9 protein-coding genes and 3 rRNA genes are annotated in these 15,535 nt (G+C 63.0%); 10 read left to right on the top strand and 2 right to left on the bottom strand.

The window, feature by feature from the left end; all coding sequences use genetic code 11:
• Nucleotides 1-56: 56 nt before the first annotated feature.
• The 3 genes from FB461_RS05325 (at nt 57) to tyrS (ending at nt 4,144) form a co-directional block, all read left to right on the top strand.
• Nucleotides 57-1,286, top strand: a complete 1,230-nt coding sequence (locus tag FB461_RS05325) for an argininosuccinate synthase (RefSeq protein ID WP_142119624.1) — start codon at nt 57-59, stop codon at nt 1,284-1,286.
• A gap of 2 nt (nt 1,287-1,288) precedes the next feature.
• Entirely contained in the window at nt 1,289-2,755 is a 1,467-nt protein-coding gene (gene argH, locus FB461_RS05320) for an argininosuccinate lyase (protein ID WP_142119622.1), read from the top strand.
• Nucleotides 2,756-2,878: 123 nt separating this feature from the next.
• Nucleotides 2,879-4,144: a tyrosine--tRNA ligase gene (tyrS, locus tag FB461_RS05315; RefSeq protein ID WP_281282061.1), complete on the top strand. Its 1,266-nt coding sequence runs from the start codon at nt 2,879-2,881 to the stop codon at nt 4,142-4,144.
• Here tyrS and FB461_RS05310 read toward each other — a convergent pair.
• On the bottom strand, nt 4,141-4,743 hold the full coding sequence (locus FB461_RS05310; RefSeq protein WP_142119620.1) for a GNAT family N-acetyltransferase: 603 nt from the start codon (nt 4,741-4,743) through the stop codon (nt 4,141-4,143). The genes tyrS and FB461_RS05310 overlap by 4 nt on opposite strands.
• Nucleotides 4,744-5,355: 612 nt before the next feature.
• Here FB461_RS05310 and FB461_RS05305 point away from each other — a divergent pair.
• The 3 genes from FB461_RS05305 to rrf all read left to right on the top strand — a co-directional run bounded on the left by FB461_RS05305 (nt 5,356) and on the right by rrf (nt 10,555).
• Nucleotides 5,356-6,874: ribosomal RNA gene (locus tag FB461_RS05305) — 16S ribosomal RNA — on the top strand.
• Nucleotides 6,875-7,239: 365 nt separating this feature from the next.
• Nucleotides 7,240-10,359, top strand: a 23S ribosomal RNA gene (locus FB461_RS05300).
• Nucleotides 10,360-10,438: 79 nt separating this feature from the next.
• Nucleotides 10,439-10,555, top strand: a 5S ribosomal RNA gene (gene rrf / locus FB461_RS05295).
• Together the 16S, 23S and 5S rRNA genes form the textbook arrangement of a ribosomal RNA operon.
• 479 nt (nt 10,556-11,034) lie before the next feature.
• Here the strand turns inward: rrf and FB461_RS05290 are convergent.
• On the bottom strand, nt 11,035-12,384 hold the full coding sequence (locus FB461_RS05290; RefSeq protein WP_142119618.1) for a hypothetical protein: 1,350 nt from the start codon (nt 12,382-12,384) through the stop codon (nt 11,035-11,037).
• On the opposite strand from FB461_RS05290, the gene FB461_RS05285 reads away from it, so the two are divergent.
• The 4 genes from FB461_RS05285 to FB461_RS05275 all read left to right on the top strand — a co-directional run bounded on the left by FB461_RS05285 (nt 12,307) and on the right by FB461_RS05275 (nt 15,531).
• Nucleotides 12,307-13,278, top strand: a complete 972-nt coding sequence (locus FB461_RS05285) for a hypothetical protein (RefSeq protein WP_142119616.1) — start codon at nt 12,307-12,309, stop codon at nt 13,276-13,278. The two genes, FB461_RS05290 and FB461_RS05285, sit on opposite strands and share 78 nt — an antisense overlap.
• Entirely contained in the window at nt 13,271-14,311 is a 1,041-nt protein-coding gene (locus tag FB461_RS05280; RefSeq protein WP_142119613.1) for an HAD-IIA family hydrolase, read from the top strand. The genes FB461_RS05285 and FB461_RS05280 overlap by 8 nt, the downstream gene beginning before the upstream one ends.
• 145 nt (nt 14,312-14,456) lie before the next feature.
• Nucleotides 14,457-14,603 (top strand): hypothetical protein, encoded by a 147-nt coding sequence (locus FB461_RS11975; RefSeq protein WP_170222621.1) that lies wholly within the window; start codon nt 14,457-14,459, stop codon nt 14,601-14,603.
• Between the two features lie 19 nt (nt 14,604-14,622).
• Nucleotides 14,623-15,531 (top strand): TlyA family RNA methyltransferase, encoded by a 909-nt coding sequence (locus tag FB461_RS05275; protein ID WP_425466904.1) that lies wholly within the window; start codon nt 14,623-14,625, stop codon nt 15,529-15,531.
• Nucleotides 15,532-15,535: the final 4 nt, after the last annotated feature.

Raw genomic sequence — 15,535 nt, 5'->3', positions numbered from 1 at the left:
TTTCCATCAACCCCGTTCCCAGACCGGAACACGAACAGCTAGAAAGAAGAACGCAGATGACTGAACGCGTGGTGCTCGCCTACTCGGGCGGACTGGACACCTCCGTGGCAATTGGTTGGATCGCCGAGGCGACGGGCGCCGAGGTCGTGGCTGTTGCCGTCGACGTCGGCCAGGGCGGAGAAGACCTGGAGGTCGTGCGTCAGCGAGCTCTCGCCTGCGGCGCGGTCGAGGCCTACGTGGCGGACGCTCGCGAGGAGTTCGCCTCGGAATACTGCTTCCCGGCGCTCAAGGCGAACGCGCTCTACATGGACCGCTACCCGCTCGTCTCGGCGCTCTCGCGCCCGGTCATCGTCAAGCACCTCGTGCGCGCAGCGCGGCAGTTCGGCGCGACGACGGTTTCGCACGGCTGCACCGGCAAGGGCAACGACCAGGTGCGCTTCGAGGTGGCGACGACCTCTCTCGCGCCGGAACTCAAGACAATCGCACCCGTGCGCGACCTCGCGCTGACGCGCGAGAAGGCCATCGCCTACGCGGAGAAGAACGACCTGCCGATCGCGACGACCAAGAAGAACCCGTTCTCGATCGACCAGAACGTCTGGGGACGCGCCGTAGAGACGGGCTTCCTGGAGGACATCTGGAACGGCCCCACCAAGGACGTCTACAACTACACGGACGACCCGACGTTCCCCCCGGTCGAGGACGAGGTGACCATTCGATTCGAACGAGGCATCCCTGTCGCAATCGACGGCGTCGAGGTGACGCCCCTGCAGGCAATCCAGGAGATGAACCGGCGCGCGGGCGCGCAGGGCATCGGCCGTATCGACATCGTCGAGGATCGCCTCGTCGGCATCAAGTCGCGCGAGATCTACGAGGCGCCGGGCGCGATCGCCCTCATCGCCGCGCACGCCGAACTCGAGAACGTCACCATCGAGCGCGAGCAGGCTCGGTTCAAGCGGACGGTCGATCAGCGCTGGACCGAGCTCGTCTATGACGGCATGTGGTTCTCGCCGCTCAAGAAGTCCCTGGACACCTTCATCGAGGACACGCAGCGCTACGTCACGGGCGAGATCCGCATGACGCTGCACGGCGGGCGCGCGACCGTCACCGGTCGCCGATCGGACTCGGCACTGTACGACTTCAACCTCGCGACCTACGACGAGGGCGACTCCTTCGACCAGTCGCAGGCCAAGGGCTTCATCGAGATCTTCGGCCTCAGCGCCAAACTCGCCGCGGCTCGCGACGAGAAGTTCGGCAACGGCGTCGACTTCGGCGTGGGGAGCCTGTAACCATGGCGGACGCTCCGGACGCAGCGCCTGGCAGTGACGCGACCCATCCTTCCGACGAGGCTGGCAAGTCCACCGCACTGTGGGGTGGGCGCTTCAGCGGTGGCCCTGCGCAGGCCCTCGCCGCGCTGAGCAAGTCGACGCATTTCGACTGGCGGCTAGCGCAGCTCGACATCGCGGGATCTAAGGCGCACGCGGGCGTCCTGCGGCGTGCCGGGCTGCTCTCGAGTGACGAGCACGCCGGCATGGTAGAGGCCCTCGATTCGCTTGCCGCCGACGTCGAGTCCGGGGCGTTCGTCGCGGCCGAATCGGACGAGGACGTGCACACGGCGCTCGAACGCGGGTTGATCGAACGGGCGGGAGCCGAACTCGGCGGCAAACTGCGCGCGGGTCGTTCACGCAACGACCAGATCGCCACCCTGATCCGCTCTTATCTGCGCGAACAGGCGAAGGAGATCGGCCACCTGACGCTCAACGTCGTGGATGCACTGCTGGATCAGGCGGAGGCCGCTGGCGACGCGATCATGCCCGGGCGCACGCACCTCCAGCACGCCCAGCCGGTACTGGTTGCGCATCACCTGCAGGCGCACGTGTGGCCATTGCTGCGCGACGTGGACAGGCTCCTTGACTGGGACGCGCGCGCCGCTCGCTCGCCGTACGGTTCCGGCGCGCTCGCCGGCTCCTCCCTGGGACTCGATCCGGCGCAGGTCGCCGCCGAACTCGGCTTCGACGGACCGGTCGAGAACTCGATCGACGGCACCGCCGCTCGCGATGTCGTTGCCGAATTCTCTTTCGTGGCCGCGATGCTCGCCATCGATCTCTCCCGATTCGCCGAGGAGGTCATCCTGTGGAACACCAAGGAGTTCGACTTCATCAAACTCGATGACGCATACTCCACGGGCTCGTCGATCATGCCGCAGAAGAAGAACCCAGACATCGCCGAGTTGACGCGCGGTAAGGCGGGACGCATCATCGGCGACCTGACAGGGCTGCTCGCGACGCTGAAGGCCCTGCCGCTCGCATACAACCGTGACCTGCAAGAGGACAAGGAACCGGTATTCGATCAGATCGACTCACTCACTGTCCTGCTACCCGCTATCGCTGGGATGATCGCCACGGCGACGCTCAACCTGCCGCGGATGGCCGAACTCGCTCCCCAGGGATTCTCGCTCGCGACGGACATCGCGGAATGGCTGGTGCGCCGCGGCGTGCCCTTCCGGGACGCGCATGAGATCTCCGGGGCGTGCGTGCGTGAGTGTGAGTCGCGGGGGATCGAGCTGTGGGACCTCACCGATGACGACCTTGCCGCCATCAGCCCGTCGCTGAACAGCGAGGTGCGTGAGGTGCTCTCGGTCGAGGGATCGGTCGCATCGCGGGACGCGGTGGGCGGAACAGCGCCGGTTCGCGTCGCCGAGCAGCGCGCAGATGCTCGCGACAAGGTGATCGAGTATCGAGTCTGGGTCAACGGCTGATCGGCCATAGCCAGCGCATCGCCCGCATGGGGCACAATTGATCTCGGCGTGCGCCGGGCCGCCTCGGCGGCCCGGCGCACCTGTAGTGGCAAACTAAACCGAGCGGTACAGAAGGGTGATCCGGTGACCGGCGACATCATCGACGAGTTAGCGTGGCGCGGGCTTGTCTCGCAAATGACCGACGAGGAAGCGTTGCGCGCGCGCCTTGCTGAGGGGCCAATCACCGTCTACGCCGGCTTCGACCCGACCGCTCCTTCGCTACATCACGGGCACCTGGTGCAGTTGGTCCTGCTGCGGCACCTTCAGCGGGCGGGGCACCGGGTGCTGCCGCTCGTCGGCGGCGCGACGGGCCTGATCGGTGATCCTCGGCCGACGACCGAGCGTTCGCTCAACACCAGGGACGTCGTGGAGCAGTGGACCGAGCGCCTAGCCCGGCAGATCTCGTCCTTCCTCGACTTCGAAGGGGACAACCCGGCGACGATGGTGAACAACCTGGAATGGACGGCCGGGTTGTCCGCTATCGATTTCCTGCGGGACATCGGCAAGCACTACCGCCTGGGCACCATGCTCGCCAAGGACATCGTGGCACGCCGGCTCGCGAGCGACGAAGGGATTAGTTTCACCGAGTTCAGTTACCAGATCCTGCAAGGCATGGACTTCCTAGAACTGAGTCGGCGATACGGCTGCGAGCTGCAGACGGGCGGCTCCGATCAGTGGGGCAACCTGCTCTCGGGCGTCGAACTCGTCCGCAAGGCCGATCAGAAGCGCGTCTTCGCGCTCACGACGCCGCTGATCACCAAGTCCGACGGAACGAAGTTCGGCAAGACCTCCGGGGGAGCGGTGTGGCTCGACCCGTCGATGATGTCGCCGTACGCCTTCTACCAGTTCTGGATCAACTCCGGCGACGAGGACGTGATCGGCTGGCTGAAGACCTTCACGTTCCGTACCCGCGAGGAGATTGCCGAGCTTGCGACGGCCGTCGCGGAGCGGCCGTTTGCGCGCGAGGCGCAGCGCACGCTCGCGCACGACGTGACCGCGCTGGTCCACGGCGAGGAGGCCACCTCGCAGGCGATCCTCGCCTCGCAGGCGCTGTTTGGACGAGGCGACCTGAGCGAACTGGATCGCCCGACACTCGAGGCGGCCGTCTCGGAGCTGCCGCAGGCGCGCGTCGAGCCGGGGACGAGCGTCATGGACGCGCTCGTTGCCTCGGGCATCGTCAAGGGCCGCAACGAGGCGCGGCGCGCCCTGGGAGAGGGCGGCGTGTACCTCAACAACGTCAAGGTCGCCGACCCTGACGCGATCCTGACCGATTCCGACTTCCTGCAGGGACACGCCGCGATGCTGCGCCGCGGTAAGAAGTCCCTTGCCGCGGCGATCGCCGAAGCCTAGCGGGGCGCGGCGAAGCGCCGCAGGCGCTCGGTGAGCGCGAACTTCACGGTGGGCCATTCGTTGTCGAGAATCGAGTAGACCACGGTGTCTCGCACGGTGCCGTTCTCGAAGAGCACGTGCTGGCGCAGCACCCCGTCCTGCTTGGCCCCCAGCTTCTCAATGGCGCGGCGCGATTGATGATTGTGCCAGTGGGTGCGCAGCTCCACTGCCATGCATCCCAGGTCCTCGAAGGCGCGCGTGAGTAGGAGCAGTTTCGCCGCGGGATTGATGGCCGTGCCCTGCGCGCTGCGCGCCAGCCAGGTCGAGCCGATCTCCAGACGCCTGTTCTCGGGATCGAGGTGAAGGTACGTCGTCATGCCAACGGCGCGCGAGGAGGCGGCGTCGATGATCGCCCACGGGGCGAGGGTGCCAGCCTCCTGCTGGGCCAGTCGTCGCACGATCTCGTTGCCCATGTCGCGTGGCGCCGGCACATGCGTGTACCAGACCTCGTGCAGGTCGTCGGCTCCCGATGCGTCGGCCAAATCGTCGCGGTGAGCGAGCGATAGCGGTTCGAGCGCGACGAATCCATTGGCGAGCCGGGGTGTGGAGCTGAATCCCATGACGCGATTCTATTAGCGCGCGCCTACGCGATGACGGGCTGTGCCGCTGAATGCGACAGGGCATTTCGGCGGAATATCAACGAAGTTGCGCGGACCGGAAAGAGTGTGTAATGTTTTACCTCGTTGCCCGGAAGGGAGACACGGACAAGAGCAGGAACCTCGGTTCCGATGCGAGGCCGGTCCCACGGGCAAGACCCCACTTGATGCGCGAGGCAATCGCGAGTATAGTGGAGTGCCTGCTGAAGGAGCGCGAAGCGCCGATTCGGAGGCCTCGACACAACGACCGACAACGTCAAGTTGAAGGGGTTTGACTTTGGTTGTGGGTGTGTGTAGGGTTGAGAAGTTGCCCTTGGATGGCTGGCCTGGTGGTTGGTTGTTTGGGTGTGTGGTGGTTGTTTGAGAACTCAATAGTGTGTTTGATAGTTGATGCCATTGATGTTGGGGTGGCTGGGCTGGCTTGCCTGTTGTGGGTGGGTTTGGTTTGGTTGTTTTGACATCTTTTTGTTTGGTCCAGCATTTGCCTTTTAGGTGGGTGTTGGTTTTTTGATGCCAGTTTTGGCGTAATTTGTATGGTTGTTACATCTGCCTTTGTGGTGGGTGTGGCGTTGTACTTTTACGGAGAGTTTGATCCTGGCTCAGGACGAACGCTGGCGGCGTGCTTAACACATGCAAGTCGAACGATGAAGGAGAGCTTGCTCTTTGGATTAGTGGCGAACGGGTGAGTAACACGTGAGCAACCTGCCTTCCACTTCGGGATAACATTCGGAAACGGGTGCTAATACCGGATATGACCTTGGGACACATGTTTTGGGGTGGAAAGTTTTTCGGTGGAAGATGGGCTCGCGGCCTATCAGCTTGTTGGTGGGGTAATGGCCTACCAAGGCTTCGACGGGTAGCCGGCCTGAGAGGGCGACCGGCCACACTGGGACTGAGACACGGCCCAGACTCCTACGGGAGGCAGCAGTGGGGAATATTGCACAATGGGCGAAAGCCTGATGCAGCGACGCCGCGTGAGGGATGACGGCCTTCGGGTTGTAAACCTCTTTCAGTAGGGAAGAAGCGAGAGTGACGGTACCTGCAGAAGAAGCGCCGGCTAACTACGTGCCAGCAGCCGCGGTAATACGTAGGGCGCAAGCGTTGTCCGGAATTATTGGGCGTAAAGAGCTCGTAGGTGGTTTGTCGCGTCTGGTGTGAAAACTCACGGCTCAACCGTGAGCTTGCATCGGGTACGGGCAGACTAGAGTGCGGTAGGGGAGACTGGAATTCCTGGTGTAGCGGTGGAATGCGCAGATATCAGGAGGAACACCGATGGCGAAGGCAGGTCTCTGGGCCGCAACTGACGCTGAGGAGCGAAAGCATGGGGAGCGAACAGGATTAGATACCCTGGTAGTCCATGCCGTAAACGTTGGGCACTAGGTGTGGGGCTCTTTCCACGAGTTCTGCGCCGTAGCAAACGCATTAAGTGCCCCGCCTGGGGAGTACGGCCGCAAGGCTAAAACTCAAAGGAATTGACGGGGGCCCGCACAAGCGGCGGAGCATGCGGATTAATTCGATGCAACGCGAAGAACCTTACCAAGGCTTGACATACACCGGAATCGGCTAGAGATAGTCGCGTCTTCGGACTGGTGTACAGGTGGTGCATGGTTGTCGTCAGCTCGTGTCGTGAGATGTTGGGTTAAGTCCCGCAACGAGCGCAACCCTTGTCCTATGTTGCCAGCGGGTTATGCCGGGGACTCATGGGAGACTGCCGGGGTCAACTCGGAGGAAGGTGGGGACGACGTCAAATCATCATGCCCCTTATGTCTTGGGCTTCACGCATGCTACAATGGCCGGTACAAAGGGTTGCGATACTGTGAGGTGGAGCGAATCCCAAAAAGCCGGTCTCAGTTCGGATTGGGGTCTGCAACTCGACCCCATGAAGTCGGAGTCGCTAGTAATCGCAGATCAGCAACGCTGCGGTGAATACGTTCCCGGGCCTTGTACACACCGCCCGTCAAGTCACGAAAGTCGGTAACACCCGAAGCCGGTGGCCCAACCCTTGTGGGGGGAGCCGTCGAAGGTGGGACTGGCGATTGGGACTAAGTCGTAACAAGGTAGCCGTACCGGAAGGTGCGGCTGGATCACCTCCTTTCTAAGGAGCTTTTGATCATCCCGGTAGGGATGGTGGCCATCTTTCGGTGCCGAGTGTGTGCCGGGGTGGTTGCTCATTGGGTGGAACATCAACTCTTGGCTTGCTGCTGTATGTCATTGCTGGTTTCTTAGTACCGCTCTTGTGGGGTGTGGAACGGGTGCTGGTGGTGGTGGCGGCGGGTATCGGACACACTGTTGGGTTTTGAGACAACGACCTATGTTGTTTCTGGTACGGCGTGTATCGCGACTCTCCCCGGTGGGGGGTGGTTGGTGGTGGATGTCCGTTGGTTGTTTGAGAACTGTATAGTGGACGCGAGCATCTTATTTTTGTGTGATCGAGAATAGATTTGTTTCTTGGTTTTTGTTGTTGAAGTTTTTAAGGGCACAGGGTGGATGCCTTGGCACTAGGAGCCGATGAAGGACGTTGTAGCCTGCGATAAGCCTCGGGGAGTTGGCAAACGAACCGTGATCCGAGGATGTCCGAATGGGGAAACCCAGCCAGAGTTATGTCTGGTTACCCTCACTTGAATATATAGGGTGAGTGGAGGGAACGCCGGGAAGTGAAACATCTCAGTACCGGCAGGAAGAGATATTCCGTGAGTATTGGCGAGAGAAAGCGGATCAGGCCAAACCATACGCGTGTCAAGCTGTCAGGCGTTGCGCGTGTGGGGTTGTGGGACTCGATGGACCTATCTGACAGTGGGTCAAAGAGTAAAAAAGTTGCGTGGATAGTCGAACGGTATTGAAAGACCGACCATAGAGGGTGGCAGTCCTGTAGACGAAATTCCGTGACCTCTTTTCGAGGATCCCAAGTAGCACCGGGCCCGTGAAATCCGGTGTGAATCTGCACAGACCACTGTGTAAGCCTAAATACTACCTAGTGACCGATAGCGGACTAGTACCGTGAGGGAAAGGTGAAAAGTACCCCGGGAGGGGAGTGAAATAGTACCTGAAACCGTGTGCCTACAACCCGTCGGAGCCTCCCTAGTTGGGGTGACGGCGTGCCTTTTGAAGAATGAGCCTGCGAGTTAGTGCTCAGTGGCGAGGTTAACCCGTGTGGGGAAGCCGTAGCGAAAGCGAGTCCGAATAGGGCGATACAGTCGCTGGGTCTAGACCCGAAGCGGAGTGATCTATCCATGGGCAGGTTGAAGCGCGGGTAAGACCGCGTGGAGGACCGAACCCACCAGGGTTGAAAACCTGGGGGATGACCTGTGGATAGGGGTGAAAGGCCAATCAAACTCCGTGATAGCTGGTTCTCCCCGAAATGCATTTAGGTGCAGCGTCACGTGTTTCTTACCGGAGGTAGAGCTACTGGATGGCTAATGGGCCCTACAAGGTTACTGACGTCAGCCAAACTCCGAATGCCGGTAAGTGAGAACGTGGCAGTGAGACTGCGGGGGATAAGCTTCGTAGTCGAGAGGGAAACAGCCCAGATCACCGGCTAAGGCCCCTAAGCGTGTGCTAAGTGGGAAAGGATGTGGAGTTGCACAGACAACCAGGAGGTTGGCTTAGAAGCAGCCACCCTTGAAAGAGTGCGTAATAGCTCACTGGTCAAGTGATTCCGCGCCGATAATGTAGCGGGGCTCAAGTACACCGCCGAAGCCGTGACATTCATACTTATAGCTAGGCCTTCGTGGTCCAGGCGTATGGATGGGTAGGGGAGCGTCGTGTGGGCAGTGAAGCTGCGGGGTGACCCAGCAGTGGAGCCCACACGAGTGAGAATGCAGGCATGAGTAGCGAAAGACGGGTGAGAAACCCGTCCGCCGGATGACCAAGGGTTCCAGGGTCAAGCTAATCTTCCCTGGGTAAGTCGGGACCTAAGGCGAGGCCGACAGGCGTAGTCGATGGACAAGCAGTTGATATTCTGCTACCGGCGAAGAACCGCCCATACCAAGGCTTGTGATACTAACCACCCCGCCCCACCTTGGGTGTCCTTCGGGACATCTGAACGTGATGGCGGGCTGGGACCTGAACTTGTAGTAGGTAAACGTGTTAACAGTGGTGACGCAGGAAGGTAGTCCGAGCCTGGCGATGGTTGACCAGGTCTAAGACTGTAGGGCGAACGGTAGGCAAATCCGCCGTTCACATGCCTGAGAGTTGATGGGGAGCACCTACTGGTGCAACTCGGGTGATCCTATGCTGCCTAGAAAAGCCGCGACGTGAGGTTCTAGCCGCCCGTACCCTAAACCGACTCAGGTGGTCAGGTAGAGAATACTAAGGCGATCGAGAGAATCGTGGTTAAGGAACTCGGCAAAATGCCCCCGTAACTTCGGGAGAAGGGGGGCCCGGACCGTCAACCCACATGCTGGGAGAAGCGGGTAAGGGCCGCAGAGACCAGGGAGAAGCGACTGTTTACTAAAAACACAGGTCCGTGCGAAGTCGCAAGACGATGTATACGGACTGACGCCTGCCCGGTGCTGGAAGGTTAAGAGGACCGGTTAGCCCCTTGTGGGCGAAGCTGAGAATTTAAGCCCCAGTAAACGGCGGTGGTAACTATAACCATCCTAAGGTAGCGAAATTCCTTGTCGGGTAAGTTCCGACCTGCACGAATGGCGTAACGACTTCTCCACTGTCTCAACCACGAACTCGGCGAAATTGCACTACGAGTAAAGATGCTCGTTACGCGCAGCAGGACGGAAAGACCCCGGGACCTTTACTATAGCTTGGTATTGGTGTTCGGTCCGATTTGTGTAGGATAGGTGGGAGACTATGAAACAGCCACGCCAGTGGTTGCGGAGTCAACGTTGAAATACCACTCTGATCGGGCTGGGCCCCTAACTTCGGACCATGATCTGGTCCAGGAACAGTGCCTGGTGGGTAGTTTAACTGGGGCGGTTGCCTCCCAAAGAGTAACGGAGGCGCTCAAAGGTTCCCTCAGCCTGGTTGGCAATCAGGTGTTGAGTGTAAGTGCACAAGGGAGCTTGACTGTGAGACTGACAGGTCGAGCAGGGACGAAAGTCGGAACTAGTGATCCGGCCACGGCAAGTGGAAGCGTGGTCGCTCAACGGATAAAAGGTACCCCGGGGATAACAGGCTGATCTTGCCCAAGAGTCCATATCGACGGCATGGTTTGGCACCTCGATGTCGGCTCGTCGCATCCTGGGGCTGGAGTAGGTCCCAAGGGTTGGGCTGTTCGCCCATTAAAGCGGTACGCGAGCTGGGTTTAGAACGTCGTGAGACAGTTCGGTCCCTATCCGCTGCGCGCGCAGGAAACTTGAGAAGGGCTGTCCCTAGTACGAGAGGACCGGGACGGACGAACCTCTGGTATGCCAGTTGTCACGCCAGTGGCACGGCTGGTTAGCTACGTTCGGAAGGGATAACCGCTGAAAGCATCTAAGCGGGAAGCCTGCTTCAAGATGAGGTTTCCATCCCACACAAGTGGGGAGAGGCACCCAGCAAGACCACTGGGTAGATAGGCCGGACGTGGAAACAGGGACCAACGACCTGTGGAGCTGACCGGTACTAATCAGCCAACAACCTCAACACACCACACCAAAAAATGTGCGCGTCCACTATACGGTTCCCAGAGAACCAACACACCCACGTGTAAACACTCTGACAACGTTACGGCGGCCATAGCGAAGGGGAAACGCCCGGACCCATACCGAACCCGGAAGCTAAGCCCTTCAGCGCCGATGGTACTGCCCCCGCCAGGGGGTGGGAGAGCAGGACACCGCCGAACACCCATTCAACGAAGGCCCACCACCACGGTGGGCCTTCGTCATACCCCCAACACACCAACTCAAATCTGAACATTGGCACCCTCACGACGGAGAGATCATGAGCGAATCTGAGCACGACTCGCAGCGCAACGGCGCAGGCGGGCGTTCACGCGACAACCGTGGAGGGAAAGCCGGTGGCGGCCAGCGAGGTGACCGTCAAGGACGCGACAGTCGTGGCTTCGACCGCGATAGCGGCCGTGGATCGGATCGAGGGGCACAGTCCCGCGGTGGCTACACCCGAGATGTCCGCGGCTCGCGCGATGACCGCGATAGCGGCCGTGGATCGGGTCGAGGGGGACAGTCCCGCGGTGGCTACACCCGAGATGCCCGTGACTCACGCGATGAGCGTATCCGCGGGGATCGAAACGACAACCGCGGTGGCTACCGCGACGGATACGGTCGCAGCAACGACCGCGGCGATAGCCGCGATGCAGCAGGCTCACGCGACGGCAACTCCGGAAGCGGTCGTCCCCAGGGCAACCGATATGGCGGTTATTCCCGGCCCGCTCGCGACGACCGCGATCGCGGCAGCGATCGTCCTCGCCGCGAAGGTGGCTACAGCCGGGATGACCGTGGTGGCTACAGCAGGGATGACCGTGGTGGCTACGGCCGGGACGGTCGCAGCAACGGCAATTTCCGTCGGGACGACCGTTCCGGCGGTTCGTATGAGAATCGCGAGCGCTTTGGCGGGCGAGACAACTCCGATGGGCGCGGCCGCAGCGATGGCGTCAAGCGGAGTAGTTTCCCGCGCGATGGTGAACGTCGTGGTGGATACAACGGCGACTCCGGCCGCGGTGCAGTTCCGCAGCGCGATGGTGAGCGTCGCGGGGTGGGCCGGCGCTTTGATGATCGCCGCGATTCGCGCGGCTTCAACGGATCGCGTAACGGCGAACGTGACTACAACCGCGAGGGCCAAGCATCCGGCTCGCGGCGCGGCGGATACGACAGCAGCGCAGAAGGAAGCGGCGGCGACTCCCGTTTCGAGGGTCGCCGAGACGATCGTCGATCCTACGGTGGGCGTCACGATGACCCGCGCGACGATTTCCGGCGTGGCAGTGGCGATCGCGGCGGCTCCCAGCGTGGCGGTTACGATCGCTGGCGCGGTGAATCGGCGGATGGCCGTGGACAAGACGTCAAGCGCGGCGGCGACTATCAACGTGGCGGGTACGATCGTCGCGACGATCGCGGCGCGCAGGGTCGCGATTCTTCCGAGCGTCGCGGTTATCAGAGTCGCGATAGCGACCGCGGGCAGTCGTTCGAACGTCCTGCCAGAGGCGATGATCGAGGTCCTCGTAGGGATGGACGGCGTGACTCGTTCCGGACTGATTCGTCCACTCCCCATTCTTCCAGGCACGATTCCTTCAAACGCGGAGGCGTTGCCGGCGACGACCGTGGCCGGCCCGAGCGTTCGAAGCGCCCGGCTTACGGTTCCGGGACGACTCGTTCGGGTGGCGACTATGGCGGCGACCGTTCTGACCGTGGCAGCAGCCGCGATGGTGGCGACCGGTCCCGCAGCGGCGAGCACCGCGGTGGCGAGCAGCACCGCGGCCATGCGGATAGGGGGCAGCAGGATCGCGGCTACCGGGGGGACCGCCCCGGACGCAGCGACGGGCCACGCGAGCAGCGTGGCTTCGAGCAGCGTGGCTTCGAGCAGCGCGGAACACGCGCGCAGTATCGCGGCGACTTCCCCGAAATTCCCGAGGACTTCACGATGTCCATGCTTGATCGCGAGGCGCGGGAGCGCTTGCGCGGCCTGACCAAGGAGAACGCCCAGTTCGTTGGCGCTCACCTGGTTGCGGCGGGCAGCGTCATCGATGACGACCCGGAGCTCGCGTACAAGCACGCGCAGGCCGCGGTCAGCCGCGGTGGACGCGTGGATGTGGTCCGCGAGGCCCTGGGGATCGCCGCGTATCGCACCGAGCGGTACGCAGAGGCGATTCGAGAACTGCGAACATTCCAGCGCATCAGCGGTTCGCCCGAGCACCTGCCCATCATCGCCGACAGCGAACGAGGCCGCGGCAATCCTCGCCGGGCCGTCGACCTGTGGCAGAGCCCCGACGCTGCGAAGCTCGCCCCGGCGGACTACATCGAACTCGGCATCGTCGTAGCTGGAGCCCGCGCCGATCTCGAAGAGTACGACGCAGCTCTCCAGGTCCTGCAGGACTTCTCGGAGGCGACCAAACTCCCAGCCGACATTCGCCTGCGCATTCTCGAGGCGCGCGTCGAGATCCTGCGCCGGGCCGGGCGCGACGAGCAGGCCGACAGCCTGGAATCGAAACTTCCGCAGCCGAAGACCCAGCCCAGCGACGACAACATCGTCGTCTTCGAAGTGGACGAGGAAGCCGATGAGGCGGGCGAGACCGGCGGCGCGGCGGCGCCTTCGGGCGACATCGAGAGCGCGTTCGCGCACGAGGCCGACGCTTCGGATGACGGGTTCGCCGGCGAGGCCGGCGATTCGGATGACGAGTTCGCCCACGAGGCCGACGCTTCCGGATCGGCTCGGGACGCCGCTCTCGAGAACGACCAGGTAGGACGCGAGCCCGCCTCGGAGGCACCGGTCACGAACGCGCCGCGCGAGGAGCAACCACCGGCGCACGCATCGTCCTCGATCGGTATCGCTGACATGTCGACCACCGACAGCGTCAACGAAGCGACCACCGGAGGTCAGGACAGCGATGAGTGACGCAACGCAGACGGGCGCAGGTCTTGCGCACGTCACATCCCCGCTCATCGACGTCTGCGACATCGCCCTGATCGATCTGGACGGCGTCGCCTACCGCGGCCATCAGCCGATCGCGCACGCCGCGGAGGGGATCGGCGAGCTCCGAGCAAACGGCGTGACGACCATTTTCGTGACCAACAATGCATCGCGTCTGCCCGAGGAGGTCGCCGCCCAACTCACGGCACTCGACATCGAGACCCGTCCCGCGGAGGTGCTCACCGCCGCCCAGGCGTGCGCGCGGTACCTCGATGAGTTCATCGAACCCGGAGCCAGGGTGCTCGTCGTCGGCGCGAAGGGATTGCGCGTCGCTGTGGCCGAGGCGGGATACGAGCTCGTCGCCACCGCGGAGGACGAACCGGCCGCTGTCGCGCAGGGCTTCGGCCCCGACCTCGGCTGGCGGGACCTGGCCGAGGCTGCCTACGCCATCCAGCGCGGGGCCCGTCACATCGCCAGCAACCTCGACCTGTCGCTGCCCACCGATCGCGGTTTCGCGCCGGGGAACGGGTCGCTAGTTCGTGCCGTCGTCGCCGCAACGGGCGTCGAGCCGGAAAGTGCGGGCAAGCCGTCGCCGACCATGTACGACATGGCCGTGCGAGCGGCGGGCGCGACTCGCCCGCTCGTGATCGGCGACCGGCTGGATACGGACCTGGCAGGCGCCCGCGCCGGCGGTTACCTGGGGATCCTCGTCCTGACGGGAGTGTCCTCGGCCCGCGATGCTGTGCTCGCCGAAGCCGCTATGCGCCCCCACATCATCCTGGAGAACCTCGCGGCACTACGCGAACCGCACCCCGCTCCCGCGCGGGACGCCGCCGGCTCGTGGTCCTGCGGCGCGGCTGCGGCGCGCATCGAGGGCGGACGACTCGTCTTGACTGGCTCACTGTCGGACATCGACACGGTGCGCGCCGCCGCCGCGGCCGTGTGGGCCGCGACCGACGGCGGGATCACCGTGGACGAGGCCTCCGTGCCGCACTTCGACCTCGGATACGTCTCCTGACCGTTCGATTCGAGAACGCGCGGAGCGCGACGGTGGCATGAGGCGCCCTCGGCGTGTGGATAGCGCTCTTGGGGCAGCGTCGCGCGGTACGGTGGAGATCGAAGCGGAGATACCCACCCGAGTTGCTACCAGGAGGCCGATCATCATGTCCAGACAGATCATCGCTGATGCCATAGCGGGCGAACTGGAGCGACTCGAGGATCTGCCCATCGGCGAGCATGCTCCGGTCTATGAATCGGTATACGCGATGCTGTCCGACAGCCTCGATGCGCCCGCACACGCCGGTGAGTAGCGCGACGTTGACGCATGGCGTGGGCGAAGGCGAGACATCCGCCGTGCAGCGGCCAGAGCGTGGGGGCCTTCGTCTGGACGCTGCGCTGGTCGCGCGTGGGATCGCGAGCTCGCGGACGAGGGCTCATGCGTTAGTCAAGCGCGGGGCCGTGCAGGTGGGCGGCGAGATCGTTACGAGGGCCTCGCGCCTCGTGCGGGAAGACGATCCGATCGTGCTGCTTCAAGGCGAGGACGCATACGTCTCGCGCGCTGCGCATAAACTTCTCGGCTTCCTCGCGGATCTCGGCGATCGCGCACCGCGCATCGAGGGGACGGCCTGCCTCGACGTTGGCGCATCGACGGGCGGATTCACGCAGGTCCTGCTCGAACGCGGCGCCCGCGAGGTCGTGACTCTCGATGTCGGACACGGGCAACTCGATGGACTTATCCGAGCGGATGCTCGCGTGCGTAACATCGAGGGTTTCAACGCGCGGGACCTCGCGCCTGCGCACCTGCCGTCCGCACCCGGCCTGATCGTCTCGGACGTGTCGTTCATCTCCCTGACCTACCTGATCGCTCCGTTGCGGAATGTCATCGAGCCGGGCGGACGGGCGCTGCTGCTGATCAAACCGCAGTTCGAGGTCGGCAGGGCGAATCTCGGTTCGGGTGGCGTCGTTCGCGATCCCGAGTTGCACCGGCAAGCCATCGTTACGGTCGTAGAGTGCGCAATGGCCGCGGGCTTCGCCGTGGGAGACATCGCCCCAAGTAGGCTCCCAGGTCCGGCGGGGAACATTGAGTACTTCGTGGATCTCACCGCCGCCCATGGCGTCGAGCGCGATGGACAATCCGAGCGCCTGCCACCGGCTGACGCGAGCGCTGATCTGGCACGACGCATCGACCGCGCGGTGGCGATGGGAAGCGGACACCCAGGCAAGGGAGTGGAACGTTGACTCG

The organism is Rarobacter faecitabidus, assembly GCF_006716265.1.
Lineage (GTDB): Bacteria > Actinomycetota > Actinomycetes > Actinomycetales > Cellulomonadaceae > Rarobacter > Rarobacter faecitabidus.
Note: the sequence above shows the minus strand (reverse complement) of the source record. Positions and strands in the feature narration are given on the sequence as shown.

Coding starts and splice junctions, on each gene's coding strand:
- FB461_RS05325 (WP_142119624.1), top strand. CDS start 57: ATGACTGAACGCGTGGTGCTCGCCTACTCGGGCGGACTGGACACCTCC.
- argH (WP_142119622.1), top strand. CDS start 1,289: ATGGCGGACGCTCCGGACGCAGCGCCTGGCAGTGACGCGACCCATCCT.
- FB461_RS05310 (WP_142119620.1), bottom strand. CDS start 4,743: ATGGGATTCAGCTCCACACCCCGGCTCGCCAATGGATTCGTCGCGCTC.
- FB461_RS05285 (WP_142119616.1), top strand. CDS start 12,307: ATGTCCATGCTTGATCGCGAGGCGCGGGAGCGCTTGCGCGGCCTGACC.
- FB461_RS05280 (WP_142119613.1), top strand. CDS start 13,271: ATGAGTGACGCAACGCAGACGGGCGCAGGTCTTGCGCACGTCACATCC.
- FB461_RS11975 (WP_170222621.1), top strand. CDS start 14,457: ATGTCCAGACAGATCATCGCTGATGCCATAGCGGGCGAACTGGAGCGA.